This window comes from Micromonospora wenchangensis, assembly GCF_002210435.1.
Lineage (GTDB): Bacteria > Actinomycetota > Actinomycetes > Mycobacteriales > Micromonosporaceae > Micromonospora > Micromonospora wenchangensis.
Genome location: NZ_MZMV01000002.1, coordinates 23,607 through 43,936 on the forward strand (window position 1 = coordinate 23,607; position 20,330 = coordinate 43,936).

Below are 20,330 nucleotides of genomic sequence, written 5' to 3' on the forward strand. Positions count from 1 at the left end.
GGCGGGGCGACCGGGCCACATCTCACGGAAGGGGGTGGACCGGTGAGTTCCAAGGACTGGATCGAGAAGGACTTCTACGCCACGTTGGGCGTGGAGAAGTCCGCCTCCTCAGACGAGATCAAGAAGTCGTACCGGAAACTGGCCCGGGAGTCGCACCCGGACCACAACCCCGGTGACCCGAAGGCCGAGGAACGGTTCAAGGCCGTCTCCGAGGCGTACGCGGTGCTCGGCGACGATGCCAAACGCCGCGAGTACGACGAGATGCGCTCGCTGTTCGGCTCGGGCGCGTTCCGGCGGGGCGCCCGCGGCGCGGGTCAGCCCGGTGGGGCCCCGTTCGACGTCTCCGACCTGTTCGGCGGCGGTGCCGGCGGGGACAGCCGGTTCGGTGGCGGCGGCTTCACCGACCTGTTCAGTTCGATCTTCTCCGGCGGCGGTGGCGCCGGCCCGACCCGGGCGCGCGGCCCGGCCCGGGGCCGGGACGTGGAGGCCGAGGTCGCGCTCGACTTCGGCGACGCCGTCCGGGGTGTCACCCTGCCGTTGACGTTGCGCGCGCCCGGGGTCTGCGACACCTGCCACGGCAACGGCGCGAAGCCGGGCACCCAGCCGACGGCCTGCCCGGTCTGCCACGGTGCCGGGGTGACCAACCGGGACCAGGGGTCGTTCAGCTTCTCCGAGCCGTGCCGCAACTGCCAGGGCGTCGGGACGGTCGTCGAGGAGAAGTGCCCCGAGTGCCAGGGCACCGGCGGGGTCACCAAGACCCGCACGCTCACCGTCCGGTTCCCCGCCGGGGTGGCCGACGGCCAGCGGATCAGGCTGGCCGGGCGGGGCGAGCCGGGGCAACGCGGTGGGCCGGCGGGCGACCTGTTCGTGCAGGTGAAGGTCCGGCCGGACGACCTGTTCGGGCGTACCGGTGACGACCTGACGCTGGCCGTGCCGATCACCTTCGCCGAGGCGGTGCTCGGCACCGACCTGCGGGTGCCCACGCTGGACGGCGCGGTGACCCTGCGCGTCCCGCCGGGCACCCCGTCCGGGCGGGTGCTGCGGGCCCGGGGCAAGGGTGTCGTTCGACGGGACGGGCGGGCCGGCGACCTGTTGGTCACGCTGGACGTGGTGGTGCCGGCGACGGTGTCGGACGAGGCGCGGGCGGCGCTGGAGTCGTTCGCCGACGCGACACCGCCGGCGGCCCGGGAACATCTCGACGCGCGGGTGCGTCGGGTCGGTTGACCGGTGGACGGGTGCGGAGGTGAGTGGGATGTCGGACGGGTTCGTCGGTTCGGGTGACCCTGCCTACGAGGCCAAGGTGCTGATGATCTCGGTTGCGGCACGGATGGCGGGAATGCACCCGCAGACGCTGCGCCAGTACGACCGGCTCGGCCTGGTGCAGGCCGGCCGGGCGGCCGGTGGCGGTCGACGGTACAGCGTGCGGGACGTCGTCCTGCTGCGCGAGGTGCAGCGGCTCAGCCAGGACGAGGGTGTCAACCTGGCCGGGGTGAAGCGGATCATCGGGCTGGAACGCCTGGTGGAGCAGGCCCAGCAGCGGGTGGCCCGGCTGGAGGCGGAGCTGGACGCCGCGTACCGGCGGATCGCCGAGCTGGAGACGCTGGCCAGCGGGTTCTCCCGGGGCGACCTGGTGCCCACCAGCCGCACCTCGACGGCTCTGGTGGTCTGGCGTCCCCGCCGCACCGGACCGACATGATCAACACTTCTGGGCGCGAATAGCGGCATCCCGTCGACAGGATGCCGCTATTCGGCGTGTCTGGGGGAATCTCTTCGAGGCGGGACTCTGGCCAGCGGGGTTCATGCATTCCCCCGCCGGGGGCAGGGCTGTCCCGTTAACCTGTGAATCAGGCGTAAGCGGACCAATCCGGACTCCGACGGCGGGGGGAACCGTGGCGGAATCGGCGAAAAAGGTAGCCCGGCAGACGGAGGAGCGGCTCGACAGGGTGGCCGAGAACGTCCGGGAGAAGTTCGACCGGGTCACCCGGGGCAAGTTCTCCGACACGGTGAAGGACGGCAGGTTCGCCGACCGGAACGCCGCCGGGGCGGACCGGGGGCAGGCCGAGCCGAAGCGTCGCAACCAGGGCGGATCGCCACGCTGACGATCCGCCGACGTGCGGGCCGGGACCCACGGGGGGTCCCGGCCCGTTCGCCGTACGGGCGCAGTGGGCCGGGCCCGGCGCGGACCGCGACGTCAGCCGAGGCGGCGGTTGTCCCGGACCAGGCCGCCCTCGCACCAGTCGTGGTAGGTGAAGAGTTCCTGCCGGGCCAGCAGCATCCGGCTGTTGTGCGCCCAGTTGCGCACCAACTCGTCGCCGTCGCGCTCGGCCTGCTCCATTAGCTTGCGGAACCGACGCCGGGGATGGGCGCGGAACTTCGTCCGGATGCCGTCGGCGGCGTAGATGTAGAGGCAGTGCAGGGCGAAGCGGCGGGCCGGGCAGGCCGGGTCCCGGGCCAGCTCGAAGAGGGTGAGCACCAGGTGGTCACCCGCCACCAGCAGGTCCCAGTCCTGGGGCAGCGAGGTCAACGGCACCGAGTCGGGTTGGTACGCCCAGGCCCGCAACTCCGCCGGTGACGGGTCGACGGGGTTGGCGAAGCCGCGGAACGTCGGACCGTGCGCGCTCACCCGGCAACCTTCCCGCTCACGCCCGCGGGATGCCTCCGTCCGCCCGCGAGCCCCTGGCCTGCTGGGGCGCAACGCTAGCCGCCGCCACCCGGCCGGCGGAAGACCTGCCGGGAAGCAATTCGGCAACGGATGCCCTGGCCAGGCCGACCCGTGCGGTCGGCCTGGCCAGGCGAAACTCAATCCGTGGCGGGCACCGGCCGGGGCTGGCGGGCGGCGATCCTGCGCCGGAGCCGCTGCTTGAACCAGGGCATGTCGGGCAGCCGGGCGAGCATCGGGCCGGTGACCACGGTGATCAGCACGTACGCCGTGGCGAGCGCGGCCAGCTTGGGTTCGACGGTGCCGGCGGCGACCGCGAGACCGGCGATGACGATGGAGAACTCACCGCGCGGCATCAGGGCGAAACCGGCCCGCCAACGGCCGGGCTCGGCGATCCCGGCCCGCCGGGCCGCCAGGTAGCCGGTGACCAGCTTCGTCCCCATGGTGACGACGGCCAGCAGCAACGCGGGCAGCAGCACCGGCGGCATGTCCCGGGGGTCGGTGACCAGGCCGAAGAAGACGAAGAAGACGGCGGCGAACAGGTCCCGCAGCGGGGAGAGCAGCTCGGTGGCGTGGTGCGCCACCGGCCCGGACAGGGCGATGCCGACCAGGAACGCCCCGACGGCGGCGGAGACCTGGAGCCGGGCGGCGATCCCGGCCACCAGCAGGGTCAGGCCGAGCACCCCGAGCAGCAGCGCCTCCGGGTCCTTCGCCGACAGGGCGGCGGAGATCAGGTGACCGAAGCGGATGGCGACGACCAGCACGACCACCACGGTGAGCACCGCGATGCCCAGCGCCATCCCGCCCTTGACCAGGCCCACGCCGGCCAGCAGCGCGGTCACCAGCGGCAGGTAGAGCGCCATCGCCAGGTCCTCGATGACCAGCACGGAGAGGATGACCGGGGTTTCCCGGTTACCGACCCGGCCGAGGTCGCCGAGCACCTTGGCGATCACCCCGGAGGACGAGATCCAGGTGATGCCGCCGAGCACCACGGCCGCCACCCAGCCCCAGCCGAGCAGCAGCGCGAAGCCGAACCCGGGCAGGGCGTTGAGGACCGCGTCGATCAGGCCGGCCGGGGCCGCCGAGCGCAGGTTGCCGACCAGTTCGTTGGCGCTGTATTCCAGGCCGAGCATGACCAGCAGCAGGATGACGCCGATCTCGGCGCCGACGGCGAAGAACTCCTCGCTCGCGGCCAGCGGCAGCAGACCGCCGTGGCCGAACGCGAGGCCGGCGAGCAGGTAGAGCGGGATGGGGGAGACGCCGAACCGGCGGCTGAGCCGACCGAGCAGCCCGAGCAGCAGGAGGAGCGCGCCGACCTCGACCAGTAGAGTTGTGGTTTCGTGCATCCGCCTCAGCCGTCCGGGTCACTGTCGGCGAGGATGGCGGTCACCCCGTCGAGACCCTGTCGGGTACCGACCACGACCACCACGTCACCGGCCGCGAAGCGGAAGGTGGGATCGGGCGAGACGTTGACCTCGCCCTGCCGGAGCACCGCCACGATCGAGGCGCTGGTACGGGTGCGTGCCTTGGTGTCACCGAGCCGCTTGTTGACGTACTTCGACCCGGCCGGGATGGCGATCTGCTCGGTGAGCAGCCCGGCCGCCTGCTCGCGCAGGCCGGAAAGCTGACCCAGCATCAGCGACGCGCCGAGGATGTCGGCCAGTGCCTCGGCCTCGTCGTCGGTCAGCGGGATGTCGTGCTGACAGGAGTCGGGGTCGTCTGGGTCGTAGAGGACCAGGTCGCGGCGGCCATTGCGGTGGGAGACCACCCCGAGCCGGCGGCCGGACTCCGTCATCAGGTCATGACGGACACCGATTCCCGGTAGGGCGGTCTGTTCGACACGTACTCGCACGGACGAGAGGCTATACCCTGCCCTCCACCTCGGCCTGTCGGACGTCTGCCCTGCTCGCGAGCCCCCCGCCCGCGACACCCCCGTCGCGGTACCGACGTTGGGGCGAGATCGGGCGTCCCGGCGAAGAATGTGACCCACGCCACGTTGGCAGAGTTGAGCGGAATAGGCTCAACTCTGGTGGTGTCTCTTACTAGTGGACACGCCGATCCCGGGGGAGCCCATGAACACGGAACGACTCACCACTAAGAGCCGCGAAACCATCACCGGTGCGGTCGCGCTGGCCAACCAGCGTGGTCACGCCACCGTGGAACCCTGGCACCTGCTGCTGGCCCTGCTCGACACCGACGGCTCCACCGCCGCCGGCCTGCTGCGCGCCGTGGGTGCCGACCCCGCCGAGCTGCGCCGGGTCGCGCAGCGCTCGGTCGACGCGCTGCCCGCCGCCCGTGGGTCCAGCATCGCCGAGCCCACCCTCGCCCGCGAGTTCGTCAACGCCATCGGCGCCGCCGAGCAGATCGCCCGGCCGCTCGGCGACGAGTACACCTCCACCGAGCACCTGCTCGCCGGCCTGGCCCGGGTGGGCGGCGCGGTGTCCAACGCGCTGAAGACCGCCGGGGCCACCGAGGAGAACCTGGTCGCCGCGTTCCCGACGGTGCGCGGCGGGGACCGGCGGGTCACCACCGCCGACCCGGAGCAGACCTACCAGGCGCTTGCCAAGTACGGCGTCGACCTCACCGCCAGCGCCCGGGACGGCAAGATCGACCCGGTGATCGGGCGGGATTCGGAGATCCGTCGGGTGATCCAGGTGCTCTCCCGGCGTACCAAGAACAACCCGGTGCTGATCGGCGAGCCCGGCGTCGGCAAGACCGCGATCGTCGAGGGCCTGGCCCAGCGGATCGTGGCCGGCGACGTGCCGGAGTCGCTGCGGGACAAGAAGCTGGTCTCGCTCGACCTCGGCGCGATGGTCGCCGGTGCGCAGTACCGGGGGCAGTTCGAGGAGCGGCTGAAGTCCGTCCTGGAGGAGATCAAGAACTCGAACGGGCAGGTCATCACCTTCCTCGACGAGCTGCACACGGTGGTCGGCGCGGGCAAGGGCGAGGGCTCGATGGACGCCGGCAACATGCTCAAGCCGATGCTCGCCCGGGGTGAGCTGCGGATGGTCGGCGCGACCACCCTCGACGAGTACCGCGAGCACATCGAGAAGGACCCGGCCCTGGAGCGCCGGTTCCAGCCGGTGCTGGTCGGCGAGCCGACCATCGAGGACACCATCGGCATCCTGCGTGGCCTCAAGGAGCGCTACGAGGTGCACCACGGCGTCCGGATCACCGACGCCGCCCTGGTCGCCGCCGCGTCGCTGTCCGACCGGTACATCACCGACCGGTTCCTGCCGGACAAGGCGATCGACCTGGTCGACGAGTCCGCGTCCCGGCTCCGGATGGAAATCGACTCCCGGCCGGTCGAGGTGGACGAGATCGAGCGGGCGGTGCGCCGGCTGGAGATCGAGGAGATGGCGCTGGCCAAGGAGCCCGACGCCGCCTCCGCCGAGCGGCTGGACCGGCTGCGCAAGGAGCTGGCCGACAAGCGTGAGCAGCTCACCGCGCTGTCCGAGCGCTGGCAGACCGAAAAGAGCCACATCACCAAGCTCTCCACCGCCAAGGAGGAGCTGGAACGCCTCGGCGGCGAGGCCGAGCGGGCCGAACGCGACGGCGAGCTGGAACGCGCCGCCGAGCTGCGCTACGGCCGGATTCCGGCGCTCAAGGCCGACCTGGCGACGGCGGAGGAGGAACTGGCCCGGCTCCAGGCCGACGGCGCGATGCTCAAGGAGGAGGTCGGGGCGGACGACATCGCCGCCGTCGTCGCCTCCTGGACGGGCATCCCCGCCGGCCGGCTGCTCGAGGGCGAGACCGCCAAGCTGCTGCGGATGGAGGAGTCGCTGGGCAGCCGCGTCGTCGGCCAGGCCGAGGCCGTCGGTGCCGTCTCCGACGCGGTACGCCGGGCGCGGGCCGGCGTCGCCGACCCGGACCGCCCCACCGGCAGCTTCCTGTTCCTCGGCCCGACCGGCGTCGGCAAGACCGAGCTGGCCAAGGCGCTCGCCGAGTTCCTGTTCGACGACGAGCGGGCCATGGTCCGCATCGACATGAGCGAGTACGGCGAGAAGCACTCCGTCGCCCGCCTGGTCGGTGCCCCGCCCGGCTACGTCGGCTACGAGGAGGGCGGGCAGCTCACCGAGGCGGTGCGTCGCCGGCCGTACTCGGTGATCCTGCTGGACGAGGTGGAGAAGGCCCACCCGGACGTCTTCGACATCCTGCTCCAGGTGCTCGACGACGGCCGGCTCACCGACGGTCAGGGTCGTACGGTCGACTTCCGCAACGCGATCCTGATCCTCACCTCCAACCTGGGGTCGTCGGTGATCAGCGACCTGACGCTCACCGACGAGCAGCGCCGCGAGGGAGTGCTCGCGGTGGTCCGCTCGCACTTCAAGCCGGAGTTCCTCAACCGGCTCGACGACATCGTGGTCTTCGCCGCGCTGCGCGGGGACGACCTGCGGTCGATCGTCGACATCCAGCTCGACCGGCTGCGCCGTCGGCTCGCCGACCGCCGGCTGGCGCTGGACGTCAGCGAAGCCGCCCGGACCTGGCTCGCCGAGCACGGGTACGACCCGATCTACGGTGCCCGGCCGCTGCGCCGCCTGGTCCAGTCGGCCATCGGCGACCAACTCGCCAAGGCCCTGCTGGGTGGCGTGGTCCGGGACGGCGACACGGTGCGGGTCGACCTGTCCGACGACAAGGACGGCCTCACCGTCACCGCCGCCTGACAGTGACCCACCGGCCCGGCCCCGCCACCCCGGCGGGGCCGGCCCATCCACCGCTGCCCCGCCCCGCCGACCCCCCGCCCCGCCCCTCCCGCCCCGGTGATCAAGAGATTCGCGTCACGAGAGCGCCCTCCCCTGACGCCAACCTCTTGATCGCCCTCTGCCCCGGCCCTCCCGCCCCGACGATCAAGAGGTTTGCGTCAGGGGAGCGCTCTCCGGTGACGCAAACCTCTTGATCACTGCGGTTGGGCGGGGCTGAGTGCGGGGCGCGGTGGGGTGGGTGGGGTAGTGCGGGGGTGGGGTGGGGAAAGGAAGGGAGCATGTTCGGGATGCGGAAGAAGAGCGGCGATCCGGAGCTGGACGCCGCCGTGCGGGAACTCGCCGGGGCGGACACCGTCGCCTTCGGCGGGGTGGGGTTCGCCGGCACGCTGCTGCCGGCGACCGAGGCGTACCGGCGGGTCGAGGAGGCGTTCGCGCAGCGCCCCCGACAGGCCCGCGAGCAGGTCGACTGGCTGCTGCGGCACGGTTCGCCGGCGGGGCGGGCGTACGCGGCGACGCTGCTGGAGCGGGTCGACCCGGCGGCGGCCCGGGACGCCTGGGCGGCGCTGGGCGACGACGACGGCGAGTTCACCACGTTCACCGGCTGCACGATGGGCACCACCAGCCTGCGCGGGTACGCGGCGGACCGGCTGGCCGGCCCACACCCCGAAGGGGACGCTCAGTAGCTGACCGCTTACTCAGAATTCGCTGAGTTTCCCCAGGTGCGCGGGGTGCGCGGGGTTGTTACCGTCTCCGCCGACGCACTTGGGGAGGTGGTCGGGGTGAACGGTTCGGTCGCGTACGTCGTGGCGACGTTGGGATGTCTGATCGGGGTCGCCGGGATCGTGGTGGCGGCGGTGGCGTTCAGCCGGAGCCGTAAGCCGAACCGCCCGACGCCGGCGAAGGACCCGTTCCGCGACACCGACTCCGACGCGCTGCGCGGCGACCCCCGCAAGCTCAAGCCCGGCGACATCGTCGAGATCCGCGGCGTCTCCTACGCGGTCCGGGGCTCGGTGCACCTGGTCGAGGGCGGGTGGAGCTGGGCCGAGCACCTGCTGGACACCGTCGAGGGCGACAAGCGCTGGCTCTCCGTCGAGGAGGACCCGGACCTGGAACTGGTGCTCTGGACGGCCGAGCCGGCCGCGACGATCACCCCGGGCGCACCCACCCTCGACTTCGCCGGCCGCCGCTACTCCTGGGAGGAGTCCGGCCAGGCCCGCTACTCGGCCACCGGCAGCACCGGCCTCGACCCGTACGGCACCGTCCGCTACCAGGACTACCGGGGCCAGGGCGGCGAGCGGCTCTCCTTCGAGGCGTACGGGGAGGCCGGCTGGGAGGTGGGCCGGGGCGAGCGGCTGCACCGCACGGACGTGATGGTGTACCCGCAGTCCGGCCCGGTGGGGTCCTGATCGTGCTGGTCAGCCTGGACACCCCGTACGTCGACACGTGCGCCGCCGACCTGAGCCTGGCGCTCGGTGGCCCGGAACGCCCCGCCCTGCACGTCCGTGACCTGACCCTGCCCGGTGACGTCCGGCTGCGGCTGCGCCTGCTCGGCGCGTCCCACCAGGTCGTCCTCGCCGTGCCGGCCGCTGGTGCCGACACGACCGCCCCCGGGTGGCCCGGCGGGGCGGACGGACTGGTCGAGACGGTCGCCTGCCTGCCCGGTCGACCCCCGCACCTGCCCGGCGACCTGCACGACGAGGCGGGCGGCTACCGGTTCACCGCCACCGTGCTGCGCCCCGCCGAGGGAGAGCTGCACACCCGGATCGCCGCGCTCCGCGCCGACCTGGCCGACGACCCGTACGCCCTGGTCGGGGTGTTCCCCGGGGACCCGGACGCGGTCACCGCGCTGGCCGTACGCCCCGACGCGCCGGACGGGACGGTGGGCTGGCGCACCTGGCACGCGTACCCCCAGACCAACGAACTGGTCCTGACCGAGACGGTGGTGACGCTCCCGCGCACCCCCCAGCCGGTTCTGCGAGCCCCACAGCCGGTTCTGCGAGCCCCGCAGTCGCGAAAGAAGGAGGCACCGTGACGTACCGACGCTGGTTCGTGGTGGGGGTGGCCTTCGCGGTCGTCGGCGCGTTGGTCGCCGCCTTCGCGATCTTCTACGGCAACTTCTCGCCCCGGGGCTACATCGAGGACCGCTACACCCGGGCGGCGAGCCGGGACATCGGGCGGGACGCCATCGCGTACACCTCGAACCGGACCCCGAGCCAGGTGGCCAAGGACGTCACCGACGCCTGGAAGCCGGCCGACCAGTACGTCGACGGCAGCGGCGTCTACCTGCGCTACGACGACGACTCGCTGGTGATCCTGCCGATCGCCGCCGGCTCGCTGATCCTGCTGGAACGGATGCGCACCGCCTACCCGCGGTACCACTCGACGGTGGGCAACCACTGGGGTTGGGGACGGGGCAGCACGGTTCGCGGTGGCGGCCCCGGCTCCGGCAAGTGACGCGTACCGACCCCGACCGAACGAACCCCTGGAGCACGCTGTGCAGAACCTGGTCACCGACCTGCTGGTCACCCTCGCCTACGGGGTGGTCGGTGTCGTCCTGATGGCCGTCGGCTATGTGCTGGTCGACGTGGCCACCCCGGGCAAGCTCCACGAGCTGATCTGGACCGAACGGAACCGGAACGCCGCGCTGCTGCTCACCTCGAACCTGGCCGGCGTCGGCATCATCGTGGTGGCCGCGATCGCCGCCAGCGAGGACGACTTCCTGCTCGGCCTGGTCGGTTCCGCCGCGTACGGGATCGTCGGCCTGGTCATCATGGCCCTGGCGTTCGTACTGCTCGACGCGTTGACCCCGGGCAAGCTGGGCACGCTGCTGGTCGACCCGCAGCCGCACCCGGCGGTCTGGGTGTCGGCGGTGGTGCACCTCGCCACCGGCGCGATCATCGCCGCCGCCATCAGCTGATGACCACGGCGAAGCAGCCGGCGAAGGCGAAGCAGAACGCGGGCGCCTGGGTCGTCTGGCTCGTCCTCGGTGCGACGGTGCTGGTCTGCGTGGGCAGCAGCATCCTCAACCGGGACTCCGGCGGCACCACCGTGCCCGGCCCGGCGGCCGACGAACGCGCCGACACCGTGCCGCTACTGGTGCAGGCGGCCGAGAGTCAGGGCATCTGCTACGGCTGGCGGCTGGAGCGGTCGTCCGGCGCGGAGGTCAGCGTCGGCTCCAACCTCGGCGACGGGGTGCCGGTGACCGGGGACGCCCGCTGCCCCCGGTGGGTGGAGGTCCGGGCCCGGATCATGTACACCTCGTCCAGCAGCGAGAGCAACGACTGGGCGACCGTCACCGTCTCCGGCTCCGACGACCTCGACCGGGCCGACCTGTGGGCGGTCGACGCCGGGCTGGACCGGTTCGGGCTGGACACGGACACGTTCGTCGACGATCCCGGCTGGGCGATCTGCCGGGCCGCGGTGACCCTGCCGCTGCTGGTCGCCGAGGCCGGGGTCGCCCCGCCCGCCGCCACCCCGTCCGCCGACCCGGCCGCGCCGGCCGGCGCGCTGCCGGACGCCGGGAGCGACTTCTGGCGGGACCGCTGGGGCTGGCTGCTCGCCACCGCCGGCCTGCTGCTGGTCGCCGCGCTGCTGATCACCGTCGGGTTCGTCCAGCGTGGCCGGCAGCGGGCGGCGACACCGGCCGGGCGTACCCGGGGGGCGCGGTGACCACGCTCGACGACACTCCGGCGGTCCGGCCGCGCTGGCGGCTGGCCCGCGCGTCGGTGCTGCTCGCGGTCTTCGTCTGCGCCGCCTGCGGCCTGGTGTACGAGCTGGCCCTGGTCGCGCTCGGCAGCTACCTGATCGGCGACACGGTCGGGCAGGCGTCGATCGTGCTCGGCGTGATGGTCTTCGCGATGGGGATCGGTGCGCTGGTCGCCAAGCCGTTGCAACCCCGGGCCGCCGCCGCGTTCGCGGTGATCGAGCTGACCCTGGCCCTGCTCGGCGGCCTGTCGGTGCTCGGCCTCTACGCCGCGTTCGCCTGGCTCGACCTGTACGGTCCGGCGCTGGTCGGCACCGCGTTCGTGCTGGGTCTGCTGATCGGCGCGGAGATCCCGCTGCTGATGGTGATGCTGCAACGCATCCGCGAGCAGGCCGCCGGCAGCGCGGTCGCCGACCTGTTCGCCGCCGACTACGTCGGCGCGCTGCTCGGTGGGCTCGCCTTCCCGTTCCTGCTGATCCCCGTCTTCGGCCAGCTCAAGGGCGCGCTGGTGGTCGGCGCGGTGAACGCGGTGGCCGGCCTGGCTCTGGTCTGCACGGTGTTCCGCGCCGAGCTGAGCCGCCGGGCCCGGCTCGTGCTGGGCGTCGGCTCCGTCGTGGTCGCCCTCTGCCTGGGGTACGCCTGGGTCACCGCCGCCGACTTCGAGGTGACCAGCCGCCAGCAGCTCTACCGGGACCCGGTGGTGCACGCCGAACGTTCCCGCTACCAGGAGATCGTGCTGACCAGGTCGGTACGCGAGATCGGCCACCCCGACACCGACCTGCGGCTGTTCCTCAACGGCGACCTCCAGTTCAGCTCGATCGACGAGTACCGCTACCACGAGGCGCTGGTGCACCCGGCGATGCGCGGTCCGCGCGGTGAGGTGCTGGTCCTCGGTGCCGGCGACGGCCTCGCCGTCCGCGAGATCCTGCGTTACCCGGACGTGCGCCGGGTGACCGTGGTCGACCTCGACCCGGCGGTGGTGGCGCTGGCCCGCTCCGAGCCGCAGCTACGCGCGCTCAACGGCGGCTCCCTCGACGACCCCCGGGTCCGGGTGCTCAACACCGACGCGTTCGGCTGGCTGCGGACCGCCGGCGAACGCTTCGACGTGGTCGTCGCCGACCTGCCCGACCCGGACGAGACGGCCACCGCCAAGCTCTACACCGTCGAGTTCTACGCGTTGATCCGTTCGGTGCTCGCCGAGGGCGCCCGGCTGGTGGTGCAGTCCGGGTCGCCGTACTTCGCGCCCCGGTCGTACTGGTCGATCGAGGCGTCGATCCGCGAGGCCGGTTTCGCCACCGTGCCGTACCACGTCGACGTGCCGTCGTTCGGTGACTGGGGGTTCGTGCTCGCCGTTCCGGGCGGCACCCCGCCGCCGCTGGAGCTGCCGGCCGACGCGCCCCGGTTGCGCTTCCTCGACCCGGCGGTGCTGCGGGCGGCGGCGGCCTTCCCCGCCGACCGGGGCCGGCTGGACGTGCCCGCCTCCACCCTGTTGCGCCCCAGGGTGCTCGACTACGCCCGTAGCGAGTGGCGCGGCTACTAGCCTCGGAACGATGTCACCGTCGTCGCGCCGCCGGCTGCCACCGCGTGCGGTGGACGCTGCGGCGTACCTCCAGGCGTTCGTGCTGTCCGGGGTGGCGACGGTGCTGGTCACCAGGGCGTTCCTGCGGGCGACCGGCTACCCGCAACTCGGTGGCGGCGGCCTGCACATCGCGCACGTGCTCTGGGGTGGCCTGCTGATGACCGTCGGCCTGGGCGTCGCGCTGGTCTTCCTCGGCGGAGCCGCCCGGATGACCGGGGCGGTGCTCGCCGGGATCGGCTTCGGGCTGTTCATCGACGAGGTCGGCAAGTTCGTCACCGCCGGCACCGACTACTTCTACCGGCCGGCCGCCGGGATCATCTACGCCGTCTTCGCCCTGCTGGTGGTGATCACCCAGGCGCTGCGCGAACGGATGCGCCTGACCCCCGGCGAACGGGTGGCGAACGCGTTGGACGTGATCGTCGGCGGCGTCGGCCGGGGGCTCACCGACCGGCGGCGGGTGGCCACCCTGCGGCTGGTCCGGGGTGCCGGCCCGGAGGTCGAGTCGGCGGTTTCCGCGCTGCTGGACGTGGTGCCGCGCCGGGAACCACCGCCGCGGCGGTTCTGGCAGCCCTGGGCGCACCGGCTGCGCGACGCGCTGATCCGGCTGACCGCCCAGCGCTGGGTGGTCCTGCTGGTGGTGGCCTACCTGGTCGTCGAGCCGGTGGCGACGGTGGTGGCGGTGGCCACCGAGGGGGTGACCGGGGAACTGGACCAGGCCGGCGAGTGGGGCGCGGTGCTGGGGGTGTCCGCCTCGGCGGTGGTCGCCGGGGTGCTGAGCATCCGCGCCGCGTTCCTGCTCCGCAACGACCGGCGGGCCGCGTTCCGGCTGTTCAAGCTGGCGCTCCTGGTCGACCTGCTGTTCGGGCAGATCTTCAACTTCACGGTCAACCAGTTCGACGCGGTGACCGGGCTCGCGGTGGACCTGCTCCTGCTCGCCGTGGTGACCGCCGAACACCGCCGGTTGGTCCGCCAGTCGTGACGCGGCCGGTGATTCGGCGGTTCGACCAGCGGGTACGGCTCCGTCGTACCCGGTGCGACGGGACTGCGGACGTTACCGTGGTGCGGTGATCTAGGAAGGAGAATCATGGTCGATTCCCACAGCACGCCCGCCCGGACCCGTCCGGGTCTGGTGACGCTCTCCAGCTACCTGCTGATGTTCTTCGCGGTGCTCCAACTGATCGGGCTGATCCTGACCCTCGCGATCAGCGGGAAGCTGCGCCAGGCGTTCGAGGACGCCTTCGAGGGGACCGCGAGCGAGGTCGAGGGCCTCGGCACCGCCGTCGTGGTCTTCGCCGTCGGCGCGTCCGCCGTCCTGCTGCTGATCGCGCTCGCCCTGGTCGTCCTGGCGATCTTCAACAACCGGGGGAAGAACGGCAGCCGGATCGCCACCTGGGTGGTCGGCGGCATCATGGTCTGCTGCGTCGGCGGTGGGCTGGTCAACGGTGCCGCGGGTTTCAGCGGCTCCACCGGCTCCACCTCCGGGAACGCGCCGAGCGCCGACGAACTGGAACGCAGCATGAACGCGGTGCTGCCGTCCTGGTACAACCCGGTCAGCACCCTGCTCGGGGTGGTCAGCCTGCTCGCCCTGCTGGCGGCGCTGATCCTGCTCGCCCTGCCGCAGTCCAACGAGTTCTTCCGCAAGCCCAAGGCGGGCTGGGAGCCGCCGGTCCCGGGTGCCGCCTACCCGGCCGCGCCCGGCTACCCGCCCACCCCCGGCTACCCGGCGACCCCGGACTACCCCCAGCCCGGTGCGCCCGGTCAGCCCGGCACCCCCGGCCCGTCGTCGACCCCGGGTCAGCCCGGCCCGTCGTCGGCCACCCCCGGCGTGCCGGACCAGCCGCAGTCGTCCGACGGCCCGTCCTGGTCGCCGCCGTCGGGTGGGGAACCCGACCGGCCCACCGGAGGCAGCGGCCCGGACGACCCGCAGCGCCCCGCCGGCAGTTGACGGGCGCGTAACAGCGACACCGACGATTCCCTCCGAGTAGGTTGCACACCGACGCCTACCGGAGGGAATCGTCGTGTCGTACCCGGATCAGGTGCCGGACCGTCGCCCGCCGGTGGTCACCGTGGCGGCGGCGCTGCTCGGGCTGATGGCGCTCGCCGCCGGGGTCTACGCCGTCACCGGCCTGCTCGCCCTGGGCGGCACGGTCGACCGGTTCCGGGGCGCCGCCGCCGGTACCGCCGCCGACCCGGGCGACGTCGACGGGCTGGTCCGGCTGCTGCGGCTCGGCACGGTCGGCGCGGCGGTGTTGACGGTGCTGGTGGCGCTGCTGCTGGTCGGCCTCGCCGGCGGGCTGCTCGCCCGGCGTCGGGCGGCCCGGGTCGGCGTCTGGGTGGTCTGCGGGCTGGGCCTGCTCGCCGGAGGGTGCGCCCTGGCCGTGCTGGTCGGCCAGCGGGTCAGGCCGCTGCGGCTGGGCAGCGGTGACCAGGGGGTGGCGGACCTCTTCACCATCCTCGACGACGCCTACCCCTCGTGGTGGGTGCCGGTGAACGCGGGCGTCTCGGCGGCCCAGGCCCTCGGCTACCTCGCGGTGGCCGTGCTGCTGGCCCTGCCGCCGGCGAACACCTGGTTCACCGGCCGGCGGCCGGCGCGCCCCGGACCCGGGCCCGCCGTGTTCACCGCCGCGCCCTACCCGTCCCCGGTGACGGCGCCGCCGCCGGAGCCCGGCCCCGCCGCCGTCGCGCCGGTGCCGTCCTGGCCCGGGTCCGCGTCCGGGTCCGCAGCCGCCCCGGGTGCCGTGCCGACTGCGCCGCCGGGTGTCGTGCCGACCGCGCCGCCGGGTGCCGTGCCGACCGAGCCGCGACCTGATCCCGGTGCCGGGTCGACCGCGTCCGGGCCTGATGTGGTCCGTCGTCCCGCCGAGGAGCAATCGTGACCGTCGACCGACCCGTGCCCGGCCGGTGCGCTTTGATCACCGGTGCCACCGCCGGCATCGGCGCGGCCTTCGCCCGGCAACTCGCCGCCGAGGGCTGGGACCTGGTCCTGGTGGCCCGGGACACCGCCCGGCTCGACGCCACCGCCGCCGAGCTGACCGGCCGGTACGGCAACCGGACGGAAGTCATCTCCGCCGATCTGTCCACCGACGACGGATGCGCCCGGGTGGAACGGCGACTGGCCACCGGCGACCCGGTGGACCTGCTCGTCAACAATGCCGGACTGAGCCTCAACCAGCCGTTTCTGCGGTCCACCGTCGCCGACGAGACGCGGCTGCTGCGGTTGAACGTGCACGCCGTACTGCGGCTGACCCACGCCGCGCTCGGGCCCATGACGGGGCGCGGTAATGGGACAGTGATAAATGTCTCTTCGGTCGCTGCCTTCGGCCCGGTGATGCCGGGCTCCACCTATCCGGCCAGCAAGGCATGGGTCACCAGTTTCAGCGAATCGATCGGGCAGTCGGCCCGCGCGGCGGGGGTGCACGTGATGGCGCTCTGCCCCGGCTACACCCGCACCGGCTACCACGAACGCACCGGCATCGACATGTCCGCCATGCCGCGGTGGATCTGGCTCAAGGCCGACGACGTGGTCGCCGAAGCCCTTCGTGACCTGCGAAAAGGCAAAACCGTAAGCGTTCCGGACTGGAAGTACAAGCTGGCAGTGGCGAGCCTGCGGCACGTGCCGCGTCGGCTGCTGCGCGGTGCCTTCCGGGACCGGCGCGGGCAGGTCGACCCGGCCGGGCGGTGACCGGACGGCGGCGTCGGCCGACGCGCCGGTGGCCCGGCGGGGCAGCGCAACTCTGCCGGTGCGATCGCGCAGCGTAGCCGTCCATCGCCAGTCATCGAGCGCCCGCATGGTCGGTCCGGGTGGGCCGCACACACGACCCACAGACTTGAGCAGTACCCTCTATCGCCATGGGGGACCACGACGACCTGCGTAAATTCATCACTGACCTGGCTGTGGTCCATGGCCGGGTCGTGCTCTCCTCAGGGCGGGAGGCGGAGTGGTACGTCGATCTGCGTCGCGTGACTCTCCATCACCGGGCCGCTCCCCTGGTCGGTCGGGTGATGCGGGAGCTGACCGCCGACTGGAATTACGACGCGGTCGGTGGGTTGACCCTGGGTGCCGATCCGATCGGCATCTCGATGTTGCACGCCGCCGCAGAGACCGATCGACCCCTGGACGCCTTCGTCGTCCGCAAGGCCGGCAAGGCGCACGGTCTCCAACGGCGGATCGAGGGTCCTGAGGTGGCCGGCCGGCGGGTACTGGCGGTGGAGGACACCTCGACGACGGGCGGCAGCGTGTTGACGGCCGTCGAAGCTCTACGCGAGGCCGGGGCGGAGGTCGTGGGCGTGGCGGTGATCGTCGACCGTGGCGCCAGCGACGTCGTACGTGCCGCCGGACTGCCGTATCGGGCGGCCTACACGTTGGCTGACCTCGGCCTTGTGGCGTAAAAATTTGCCGATTCGGATCTGCTGATATGCAGGCGGATCGATGCTGCTGGTGGAAGGATGGAATACGTGGGAACTGCGTTGGCTGAAATGACCATGCCTCAGATCTCGCCGCTTGCCGGCGAGCCGATCGAACGCGCCGACGCCGAGCGGCTGGCGGGGGTCCTCAAGGCCCTCGCCGACCCCGCCCGGCTGCGGCTGCTCAGCCTGATCCAGTCGGCGCCCGAGGGCGAAGCGTGCGTGTGTGACCTCACCGCGCCGCTCGGCCTCTCGCAGCCGACGGTCAGCCACCACCTCCGCATCCTCACCGAGGCCGGCTTGCTGGAGCGGGAGAAGCGTGGTGTGTGGGCCTACTACCGGCTGGTGCCGTCGGCGATCGCCACGATCGCCGACCTCCTCACGCCGCCGCGCAAGCGGGCCACCAAGAAGGCCCGCTGACTGCACCCGTTCGTCCCGTCCAGGGGCGGCGTCCGATGGCGGGCCAGGGGTGGCGCCATCGGGTGGTGACGGCTGTCCGTCACCGGTCAGTTTGCTGATCCACCACCGTGCCCGCGGTGGCGTACGCGTACGCAACGGCCGGTCCTCTCCCCGAGGGCCGGCCGTTGGTCGTCCGCCGTTCAGCGGTCCTGCCCGTGTTCCGGGTACCGCCCGCCGTCGCGCGGCGGGCGCTGCCCGTAGGTCTGCGGCGGGAACCGCTGGTCGTGGCCGGGCTGCTGGCCGTACGGCTGCGCGCCGCCGGAGGGCTGCCCGGGGTGCGGCTGCCGGGGCTGGTCGTGGTGGTGCTCGACGGCGTCCCGGACGGCCTCCACCGCGCCGACCGCGGTCGCGGCGGTGATCACGGCCACGGCCTCACCCCGCCGACGCGCCCTGCGGTCGCGGAGGAACTCGAAGAAGATCGGCAGCACCGAGAGCAGGATGATCAGCGCGACGACCGGCAGGATGTACCTGTCGATCTTGTCGCCGATGGCGTTGTAGATCCGGTCGGCGAGCAGGTAGCCGATCAGCAGGATGCCGTCCACCCAGAGGATCGCGCCGACGACGTTCCAGAGGAAGAACTGCTTCGCCGGCATGCCGAGCACCCCGGCCACCGGGTTGAGGAACGTCCGCACGATCGGGATGAACCGGGCCAGCACGACGGCCTTGGCCGGGCCGAACTTCTGGAAGTAGTACTCCGCCTTCTCCACGTACTCCTTCTTGAAGAGGCGGGAGTTGGGGCGGTCGAACATCCGCCGGCCGTACCGGGCGCCGAGCCAGTGCCCGAGCTGCGCCCCGACGATCGCGCAGACCGGCCCACCGATCAGCAGCCCCGCCAGGGAGAGCCGGGTGCCGTCGCCGAAGATCGCGTCGGCCACCGGCGAGGCGGCGACCCCGGCCAGGAAGAGCAGTGAGTCACCGGGGAAGAAGAACCCCACCAGCAGACCGGTCTCGGCGAAGAGGATCACCCACACGCCGATCAGACCGAAGGTCTGGAGCAGATCCTTGGGGTCGAGCGGGTTCAGCGCGACCGTCTGGGCGACCACCCTCGTCTTCTCACCTGTGTCCACGGCCACACACCATACCGAGCCCACGAACCGCCGGTCGCGGCACGCGCCCCTTCGACCGGGATATCGCCGCCACCCGCCCGGTCAGGCCACGAAGCGGGCCCGGCGACGCCGCGCCACCAGGTAGCTGCCCACCCCGGCCAGCAGCAGCACCCCGCCGACGCCGGCGACCAGGACGGTCGGGGAACCGGTGATCGGCAGCGTGCCGTCGTCCCCGCCCTGCCCACCCGAGCCGGCGTTGACCAGGATCTTCGCGGTGTCGTTGCGCGGGTCCAGGTCCGTCGTGGCCGTCGGGCCGTAGAGCAGTTCGGTCCGGCCGGTCAGGGCACCCGCCCGGTCGATCCGGAACGAGAACGGCAGGGCCACCTTCCCGCCCTTGCGGACGACGTCGTACTGGTAGCAGAGGTAGGCGCGGGCACCCGGCCGGCCGCCCTCCTCGTCCTGGATGTCGGCGTCGAGGCAGTTCTTGGGCACCTTCACGGCGGTGACGCCCTTCGGCACGGTCAGCTTGACGATCGTGTAGAAGTCGCGACCGCCGTTGGACGACGAGGCCGGCCCCCGGTTGGTGTAACCGATCGTGACCGGCACGGTCTCGCCCACCTTGGCGGTGATCCGCACCTCGTCGGCTGCCAGGTCGGCCCGCTGGTCGCCGGTGACGGTCAACTCGATGGCGGTGTCGTCGTCGGCCGGGTCGACGTCGGTCTGCGGTGCCCGGGACGCGCCGACGGGCAGTCGGGTAGCGACCTGCTCCAGCCGCAACACCTCACCGGTGCCCTGCTGGTCGAGCGTGTACCTGGGCTGCTGGTCCGCCCAGTCCTGCGGGGTGAACCAGGTGGCGGTGCCGGTCTGGGTGTTCGGTGCCGAGACGTCGCCGGGCACGGTGACACCGAAACCGCCGCCGATCCGGAACACCCGGCCCGGCGCGATCTCGTCGTCGAAGGTGCACACGAACAGGTTCGGCGTCCAGTTGCTCAGGCCGCCCCTGCTGCCGTAACGGCAGTTCCGGTAGCGCTGCGACGGGGTGAGGCCGTACATCGCCGACACGAGGAGCACCGCGCCCCGGGCGGTCTCCTGCCCCTGGTTGCCGACCGACAGCCCCACCGGCAGCCTGGCACCGGGACCACCGGTCAACGTCACCGCGGGACCCGCCACCAGGTCGACCCCCTCGCCCACGAGGACGGTCGACGTGGTGGTGCTCGTACCCGATCTGCCGGTGGCCACGGTGAACCGGAGCAGACCCTGTCGACCCACCGGGGCACCCGCACGCGGGCGTACCGACAACGAGAGCAGGTCCGGTGCGTCCTCCTCGTAGGCCAGGCAGGTCAGCACGGTGCCGGCGCGGGTGCAGGCCGGGGCGGCGGGACCGCTCACCTCGGCGAACGCGTCGACCGCGCCGTAGTCGACGGTGATGGTGTAGCTGTCCCGGAGTCTGTCGCCCGGCACCCGCAGCACCACCGTCCGACCGGGCCCACCCGGGGCCAGGGTGACGTTGTTGGCGGACGTGGTGAACCCGGCCGTCACCACCGCGTCGGGGGAGGCCCCGGGGCTGGCGGGGGCGGCCGGCGCGGGAGCTGCGGAGGCGGCGACACACGCGCCCACCACAGCGAGTCCGGCCAGCCAACGGCGCGTCGCGTGCTTGCGCATCAGCGGATCCTGTCCCGAGGAAGTGCTACGGCGGTCGCCGCAGCCTAAGGAGTTCGTCCCCGTCGGGGCGTCCCACGCCGACGGGTGGCGGCAGAATGGGCCGAACGGCTGACGG

The 20,330-nt window shown here is 72.6% G+C and carries 22 protein-coding genes; 17 read left to right on the forward strand and 5 right to left on the reverse strand.

Features of this window, described 5'->3' with window-relative positions; all coding sequences use genetic code 11:
- The first annotated feature begins 42 nt into the window (after positions 1-42).
- The 3 genes from dnaJ to B5D80_RS01405 all read left to right on the forward strand — a co-directional run bounded on the left by dnaJ (position 43) and on the right by B5D80_RS01405 (position 2,099).
- Positions 43-1,224, forward strand: coding sequence for a molecular chaperone DnaJ (gene dnaJ / locus B5D80_RS01395; protein WP_088641907.1), 1,182 nt, complete (start codon positions 43-45; stop codon positions 1,222-1,224).
- A 28-nt stretch (positions 1,225-1,252) separates the two neighbouring features.
- Positions 1,253-1,696 (forward strand): heat shock protein transcriptional repressor HspR, encoded by a 444-nt coding sequence (locus B5D80_RS01400; protein ID WP_088641908.1) that lies wholly within the window; start codon positions 1,253-1,255, stop codon positions 1,694-1,696.
- A 247-nt stretch (positions 1,697-1,943) separates the two neighbouring features.
- Complete coding sequence (locus B5D80_RS01405; RefSeq protein ID WP_425437138.1) at positions 1,944-2,099, forward strand: hypothetical protein; 156 nt, start codon at positions 1,944-1,946, stop codon at positions 2,097-2,099.
- A gap of 92 nt (positions 2,100-2,191) precedes the next feature.
- On the opposite strand, the gene B5D80_RS01410 is transcribed toward B5D80_RS01405, so the two are convergent.
- The 3 genes from B5D80_RS01410 to B5D80_RS01420 all read right to left on the reverse strand — a co-directional run bounded on the left by B5D80_RS01410 (position 2,192) and on the right by B5D80_RS01420 (position 4,511).
- Positions 2,192-2,623, reverse strand: a complete 432-nt coding sequence (locus B5D80_RS01410; protein WP_088641910.1) for a hypothetical protein — start codon at positions 2,621-2,623, stop codon at positions 2,192-2,194.
- 176 nt (positions 2,624-2,799) lie between these two features.
- The gene (locus B5D80_RS01415; protein WP_088641911.1) at positions 2,800-4,005 is read right to left on the reverse strand and encodes a cation:proton antiporter; all 1,206 of its coding nucleotides are present in this window, start codon (positions 4,003-4,005) and stop codon (positions 2,800-2,802) included.
- 5 nt (positions 4,006-4,010) lie between these two features.
- Positions 4,011-4,511 carry a cation:proton antiporter regulatory subunit gene (locus tag B5D80_RS01420; RefSeq protein WP_088641912.1) on the reverse strand — a complete coding sequence of 167 codons (501 nt, stop codon included), beginning with the start codon at positions 4,509-4,511 and terminating at the stop codon, positions 4,011-4,013.
- Between the two features lie 220 nt (positions 4,512-4,731).
- On the opposite strand from B5D80_RS01420, the gene clpB reads away from it, so the two are divergent.
- From clpB to B5D80_RS01490, 14 genes are all read left to right on the forward strand, one after another.
- Positions 4,732-7,323, forward strand: coding sequence for an ATP-dependent chaperone ClpB (clpB, locus tag B5D80_RS01425; protein WP_088641913.1), 2,592 nt, complete (start codon positions 4,732-4,734; stop codon positions 7,321-7,323).
- A gap of 317 nt (positions 7,324-7,640) precedes the next feature.
- Entirely contained in the window at positions 7,641-8,045 is a 405-nt protein-coding gene (locus B5D80_RS01430; protein ID WP_088641914.1) for a hypothetical protein, read from the forward strand.
- Positions 8,046-8,141: 96 nt separating this feature from the next.
- A complete protein-coding gene (locus B5D80_RS01435) occupies positions 8,142-8,768 on the forward strand; it encodes a DUF4178 domain-containing protein (protein ID WP_088642078.1) in 627 nt (208 codons plus the stop codon).
- A 2-nt stretch (positions 8,769-8,770) separates the two neighbouring features.
- Positions 8,771-9,394, forward strand: coding sequence for a DUF2617 family protein (locus B5D80_RS01440; RefSeq protein WP_088641915.1), 624 nt, complete (start codon positions 8,771-8,773; stop codon positions 9,392-9,394).
- Positions 9,391-9,816 carry a DUF4247 domain-containing protein gene (locus tag B5D80_RS01445; RefSeq protein ID WP_088641916.1) on the forward strand — a complete coding sequence of 142 codons (426 nt, stop codon included), beginning with the start codon at positions 9,391-9,393 and terminating at the stop codon, positions 9,814-9,816. Before B5D80_RS01440 ends, B5D80_RS01445 begins: the two co-directional genes overlap by 4 nt.
- A 40-nt stretch (positions 9,817-9,856) precedes the next feature.
- Positions 9,857-10,279 carry a DUF350 domain-containing protein gene (locus tag B5D80_RS01450; RefSeq protein ID WP_088641917.1) on the forward strand — a complete coding sequence of 141 codons (423 nt, stop codon included), beginning with the start codon at positions 9,857-9,859 and terminating at the stop codon, positions 10,277-10,279.
- Complete coding sequence (locus B5D80_RS01455; protein WP_088641918.1) at positions 10,279-11,031, forward strand: hypothetical protein; 753 nt, start codon at positions 10,279-10,281, stop codon at positions 11,029-11,031. Before B5D80_RS01450 ends, B5D80_RS01455 begins: the two co-directional genes overlap by 1 nt.
- Positions 11,028-12,605, forward strand: coding sequence for a polyamine aminopropyltransferase (locus tag B5D80_RS01460; protein ID WP_088641919.1), 1,578 nt, complete (start codon positions 11,028-11,030; stop codon positions 12,603-12,605). Before B5D80_RS01455 ends, B5D80_RS01460 begins: the two co-directional genes overlap by 4 nt.
- Positions 12,606-12,639: 34 nt before the next feature.
- Positions 12,640-13,623, forward strand: a complete 984-nt coding sequence (locus B5D80_RS01465) for a hypothetical protein (RefSeq protein ID WP_169733022.1) — start codon at positions 12,640-12,642, stop codon at positions 13,621-13,623.
- A 105-nt stretch (positions 13,624-13,728) separates the two neighbouring features.
- The gene (locus B5D80_RS01470; RefSeq protein ID WP_211291350.1) at positions 13,729-14,589 is read left to right on the forward strand and encodes a hypothetical protein; all 861 of its coding nucleotides are present in this window, start codon (positions 13,729-13,731) and stop codon (positions 14,587-14,589) included.
- Between the two features lie 73 nt (positions 14,590-14,662).
- Positions 14,663-15,520 (forward strand): hypothetical protein, encoded by an 858-nt coding sequence (locus B5D80_RS35020; RefSeq protein ID WP_425437139.1) that lies wholly within the window; start codon positions 14,663-14,665, stop codon positions 15,518-15,520.
- Entirely contained in the window at positions 15,517-16,326 is an 810-nt protein-coding gene (locus B5D80_RS01480; RefSeq protein WP_088641921.1) for an SDR family NAD(P)-dependent oxidoreductase, read from the forward strand. The genes B5D80_RS35020 and B5D80_RS01480 overlap by 4 nt, the downstream gene beginning before the upstream one ends.
- Positions 16,327-16,493: 167 nt before the next feature.
- A complete protein-coding gene (pyrE, locus tag B5D80_RS01485; RefSeq protein ID WP_088641922.1) occupies positions 16,494-17,033 on the forward strand; it encodes an orotate phosphoribosyltransferase in 540 nt (179 codons plus the stop codon).
- Between the two features lie 57 nt (positions 17,034-17,090).
- Positions 17,091-17,468: an ArsR/SmtB family transcription factor gene (locus B5D80_RS01490; protein ID WP_007454255.1), complete on the forward strand. Its 378-nt coding sequence runs from the start codon at positions 17,091-17,093 to the stop codon at positions 17,466-17,468.
- Positions 17,469-17,647: 179 nt separating this feature from the next.
- On the opposite strand, the gene B5D80_RS01495 is transcribed toward B5D80_RS01490, so the two are convergent.
- The gene (locus B5D80_RS01495; protein WP_211291351.1) at positions 17,648-18,580 is read right to left on the reverse strand and encodes a VTT domain-containing protein; all 933 of its coding nucleotides are present in this window, start codon (positions 18,578-18,580) and stop codon (positions 17,648-17,650) included.
- A gap of 75 nt (positions 18,581-18,655) precedes the next feature.
- Positions 18,656-20,215 carry an LPXTG cell wall anchor domain-containing protein gene (locus B5D80_RS01500; RefSeq protein ID WP_144081534.1) on the reverse strand — a complete coding sequence of 520 codons (1,560 nt, stop codon included), beginning with the start codon at positions 20,213-20,215 and terminating at the stop codon, positions 18,656-18,658.
- Between the last annotated feature and the right edge of the window lie 115 nt (positions 20,216-20,330).

Excerpts from the sequence above, each read along its gene's own strand:
- B5D80_RS01500 (WP_144081534.1), bottom strand. The coding sequence starts at position 20,215 with ATGCGCAAGCACGCGACGCGCCGTTGGCTGGCCGGACTCGCTGTGGTG.
- B5D80_RS01490 (WP_007454255.1), top strand. The coding sequence starts at position 17,091 with ATGGAATACGTGGGAACTGCGTTGGCTGAAATGACCATGCCTCAGATC.
- pyrE (WP_088641922.1), top strand. The coding sequence starts at position 16,494 with ATGGGGGACCACGACGACCTGCGTAAATTCATCACTGACCTGGCTGTG.
- B5D80_RS01400 (WP_088641908.1), top strand. The coding sequence starts at position 1,253 with ATGTCGGACGGGTTCGTCGGTTCGGGTGACCCTGCCTACGAGGCCAAG.
- B5D80_RS01415 (WP_088641911.1), bottom strand. The coding sequence starts at position 4,005 with ATGCACGAAACCACAACTCTACTGGTCGAGGTCGGCGCGCTCCTCCTG.
- B5D80_RS01430 (WP_088641914.1), top strand. The coding sequence starts at position 7,641 with ATGTTCGGGATGCGGAAGAAGAGCGGCGATCCGGAGCTGGACGCCGCC.
- clpB (WP_088641913.1), top strand. The coding sequence starts at position 4,732 with ATGAACACGGAACGACTCACCACTAAGAGCCGCGAAACCATCACCGGT.
- B5D80_RS01455 (WP_088641918.1), top strand. The coding sequence starts at position 10,279 with ATGACCACGGCGAAGCAGCCGGCGAAGGCGAAGCAGAACGCGGGCGCC.
- B5D80_RS01470 (WP_211291350.1), top strand. The coding sequence starts at position 13,729 with ATGGTCGATTCCCACAGCACGCCCGCCCGGACCCGTCCGGGTCTGGTG.